Origin of the sequence: Archangium violaceum Cb vi76, from assembly GCF_000733295.1 — a bacterium.
GTDB classification, from domain to species: Bacteria; Myxococcota; Myxococcia; order Myxococcales; family Myxococcaceae; genus Archangium; species Archangium violaceum.
On record NZ_JPMI01000118.1, the window covers coordinates 1 to 4,237 of the forward strand.

Below are 4,237 nucleotides of genomic sequence, written 5' to 3' on the forward strand. Positions count from 1 at the left end.
AGTGCTGATCATTCGTACTGCAAGCGCATATACTCCGACCATGGCACATGACTTCCGCACACTCACACACAACGACTTCGAGAATCTAGTACGCGACCTACTGCAAGAAGAGTTGAGGGTGCCGCTGGAATCGTTCGCAGTTGGGCGAGACAAGGGTATTGACCTTCGCCACTCACGTGATCCGGACCAGCAGCTTATTATTCAGTGTAAGCATTATGCCGGCTCAAGCTTGAGCACTCTCATCAGTCATCTGAAAAAAGAAGCCATCAAGGCGCGGAAGCTCAAGCCAAAGCGATACATACTCGCGACGTCTGCCGACCTATCTCCGGATAGAAAGGATGAAATCGTGGCCATTTTTTCGCCACATATCCTTACGCCGCAAGATATCTATGGCATCGCCGAACTGAATAATCTACTCGGGAAATTCCCAGCAATTGAACGGAATCACCTGAAACTGTACCTAACGAATTGGACCGCTTTGGACAGAGTTCTAAACAACGAGATTTACAACCGTACCGAATGGGCGCTGGATGATGCCAAGCAGAAAGTGAAATTTTATGTTCCCAGCCCCAAATATGATTACGCCCGCAGGCATCTTGAGGAGCAGAGCGTTTGCGTCATTTCGGGCATACCCGGGATCGGGAAGACTACACTCGCGGAAATGTTGATGTTGGAGTACTCCCGCCTGGGGTGGCAGGCCTTCGCCATATCGTCCGAGATATCTGAGGCAGAGCGAGTATTCAATAAAGAGCTCCGGCAGCTCTTCTTTTATGACGATTTTTTGGGGCAAATTGGGGCCTCGGAAAAGCTAGATAAGAATGAAGATGAGCGCTTGGTGCGGTTCTTTAATCGAGTGGCCAGGGATAAAAACAAGCGGTTCGTACTGACGACTCGCGAATATATCTTGAATCAAGCACTGCTACAGCACGAGAAGCTCGGGCGACTTGATTTGGGAAAATATAAGTGCGCTATTGAGTTGACGGACTACACTCAGGAAGATCGCGCCAAGATCCTGTATAACCATTTGTATTTCTCGTCGGCTCCCTTGGACTGGAAGAGATATATTGCCCGAGGCAGGCGATACAGGACCATCATCGACCATCCAAATTACAATCCTCGCTTGATTGAATGGGTCATGTCGATGGCATCTGAACGAGCATCAACTGACATCGCTTTCCATGATTCCATTTTGCGAACGCTCGATAACCCTGAAGATCTCTGGCGGTATCCGTTTGAGCAACAGCTCTCCGCTGGAGGAAGGAGGTTGCTACTTTCGTTAGCCGCACTACCGATCGAGGTTAAATTGGAAGACCTAAAGAGAGTTCATGCGGCCCTAATGGGGGGCGACCAGGATGAACTCGCTCTTGAATTCAAGAGGATAATGCGAACTTTCGAGAAATCGTTCACGCGAACGGATTTCGTTTCGGGTCTCTATGTTGTAAGGTTACACAATCCTTCGATACGAGATTTCCTGCTCAATTACCTGGGAGAAAATCCAGAATACATTGAGAAGATTCTCGATGCTGGGCAATTCTTCTCTCAATTGAGAATGCTCTGGCGCTACAGCCAAGAGAGTGTTTCTGAGAGCGTTTCCGGTCGTCAGCGAAGTGTGCCCAGATATGCTCGCCTTGAGAAGGCTATTTTAAAACACAAGAGTACGTTTATTGAAGCCATGAGAAGGACTCTCCAGGGCCCGACTTGTCAGTTGGTAAATGTTCAGTATGCCGCCGATGGTGTCATCAGAAAGATCAAGCCTCCTTTTTCAGTCGAAGAGCGCTTGCTCTATATATTTTCTGTGGCGAATCGCATTGGTTTCGATATTCAAGCCGAGTGGGTGAAAGAGGGGTTGCGCAGCGTCTTCGAGAATTGGCGTCAGGGAGTAGGGGATAAAGGGTCTTGTGCGCGATTGCTAGAAGTAATTCAGTCGGAAGAACTTCTGAGTGAATCGGATTTTGACGCTTATGCTAGCGAGGCCAAGCGATTCTTGCTTTCTTCCTCGCCAACGGATCCTTTTGACTTCGATAGCATTTTGGACCTGCATGACAGATTTACGGATCTTCTAACAGAGACTGAACTCGAAGCCGTCCGCGCGCGTTTCAAATCGTGGATCGAGAGCGAAGGAAATGAAATTCTGATGTCTGATGGCCCAGAAAACCTACAGTCTGCATATGGATGGATGACGCAGACGGCAGCGGGGTTGGGAGTTGTGCTTGATGCGGAATTCATTCGTGAGCTTGAAGAAAGAGCGTTTGCAGATGATGCATCCGAACATGCTCGCGATCTTGGCCGTGATTCGACCAAAGTTCCTGTGTCACGTGTCAGTAATTCACAAATTTCGGATAGAGAACTTGAGTCGATATTCGAGACAATGATTGAAGAACCTTGATAGTGGAACTGAAGCAGCCTCTTCTGGGTCCCCCCCCTCGCAGAAGGGACGCTCTCAGTCTTTCAGCGCTTTGGGTATCCACTACTCTGCCTCCAGCGTCATCGCCGACCAGTGCCTCTCGTCGTCAATGTCCACCATGGAGACGCACAGCTGAGGCCGCTGCCACAATTGCCTCGCGTTAGCACACCCTCCACCAGCCGCTTTGCCATTGGTCTGAGGTGCGGTTCCTGGGCACGGCGCCTCTCCATCCGGCCCATCCCCTCGACCATCGACGCAAATTACTCGCGCAACCCGGCCTCACTAGCTTGGCTGTTTAGAGCCCGCCTCGTTCTCGTCCGCTACCTTCTCCTGCTTGATATAAGGAAGAAAAACCTCCATACGCACATCGTCATTGCTCTCTAACGCCCGTCGAAACTCCTGCTGGAATGCAGGTTGCCCTGCCGCTTCCAAGATCGCCGCGTCCAGTAGGTGTTTGCGCACCTCATGCTTTCCTGTATCCCTGGCCATATTGGCGATGCGGACATTTATTGCCATCTCCAAGGGCAACGACAACTCAAGCGAGGTCTTGGCGAACCTACTCTTTTGCCAAGCGCCCAAGACAGCAACACACTCATCAACTGCCCAAGGTAGTCCCGTCCCCAAAGCGACCCGCAAGGCAAGCGACTCGATAGAGCACTGTGCCAAGTTATTCTCATGCTTGGCGAGAACAGACTCCCAGTTTGGCAACTTGTACTCCTGCGGCACAATGTTGTTCCAGAGAACGTATATTGACAGCAACGCGCGTTTATTCCGCGCATCCGCTTGGTCAAGCAGTTGCTCGCATTTCCCCGCCAAGGCTCTCAAATCGGTCAACTGCCCATCTTTTCCCGCCGCCCGATTGCTAAGAAAGCTCGTCACAACATCAAGCACACCAGCCAAACGCTCTGTTGCGTTTTTTGCAGCCAGCGTGTTGGGGTTGCCAACCCAAAGCTCGGGCGAGAGCCGCATTGTCATTATTCCGGGAAGTGATTTGCGCCAATCGAACTTCTCGTGTGCAATCTCAGGCTGCGCTGCGATGAAATTGCGTAGTACGTGGTTGGTTAGCCGAAATAGCCCTGCCAATGTCAGGAACGGCTGGTTGTCCCAAATTAAAGACTCTCGTCTCAGAATGGGCACTCGCAATTGCTCATGTATTGGTCGCAGCTCATGAGTAAATTTCGAGCGCAATTGATATGCCCCTTCCAATGCCTTGATGAATTCCGACTTTCGTAGCGGTCGGTTGCTGGTCGCGGCCTCGCTGATGAAGAACTCATCGTTTGTGTGTTGAGAGATGAAATTAACAAATCGCTTCATCAGCCTGAGTTGCTTTCCCTTTAGGAGGACTGCACGGACCTTGGAGGCCAGTTCATCATTGTCTTGAAAAAGCGTGTCAAGTTGAGCCCGCGCATCCTCATCGTAATCTTCCCAGACAGGCTCGTATTTTCCGGCCTTCTGGCCCAGCGACTCCAGACAATATACGAGCATCGAATATGCAAGATCGATATCGTAATTTATTGCCTGGAGTGCATTCTTCATGCCGCGGAGCACTGCAATGACATTTTCGTATGTTTTTCGCTCCAGTCCTATGACTTTGCTCACCAATTGCTGAAAACTCGAGATCTGTTCAGGTGTCCCGCTTAGTTGAGGCTCGAAGATGCGTGGAACAAACTGCGACGGCAGGAAAAAGTCCTGAGAACTTCGTGGGGCGGTTCGACATGCATACTCAATGTGCCTACGGTCATTTTCGAACCATGCACCCAGTCCAAAAGTGCAGAGCAACTCATAACGGAAGTCAGTTGAATGTTCCTATATCTTATATCCACAATGCCGAAG

2 protein-coding genes are annotated in these 4,237 nt (G+C 50.3%); one reads left to right on the forward strand and one right to left on the reverse strand.

Annotation, left to right across the window (positions count from 1 at the left end):
* Positions 1–2,386 (forward strand): nSTAND3 domain-containing NTPase (locus tag Q664_RS54920; RefSeq protein ID WP_152622171.1); only part of this gene is annotated, 2,386 nt, incomplete at its 5' end.
* A 300-nt stretch (positions 2,387–2,686) separates the two neighbouring features.
* On the opposite strand, the gene Q664_RS57830 is transcribed toward Q664_RS54920, so the two are convergent.
* Entirely contained in the window at positions 2,687–3,940 is a 1,254-nt protein-coding gene (locus Q664_RS57830; RefSeq protein WP_152622172.1) for a hypothetical protein, read from the reverse strand.
* Positions 3,941–4,237 lie beyond the last annotated feature (297 nt).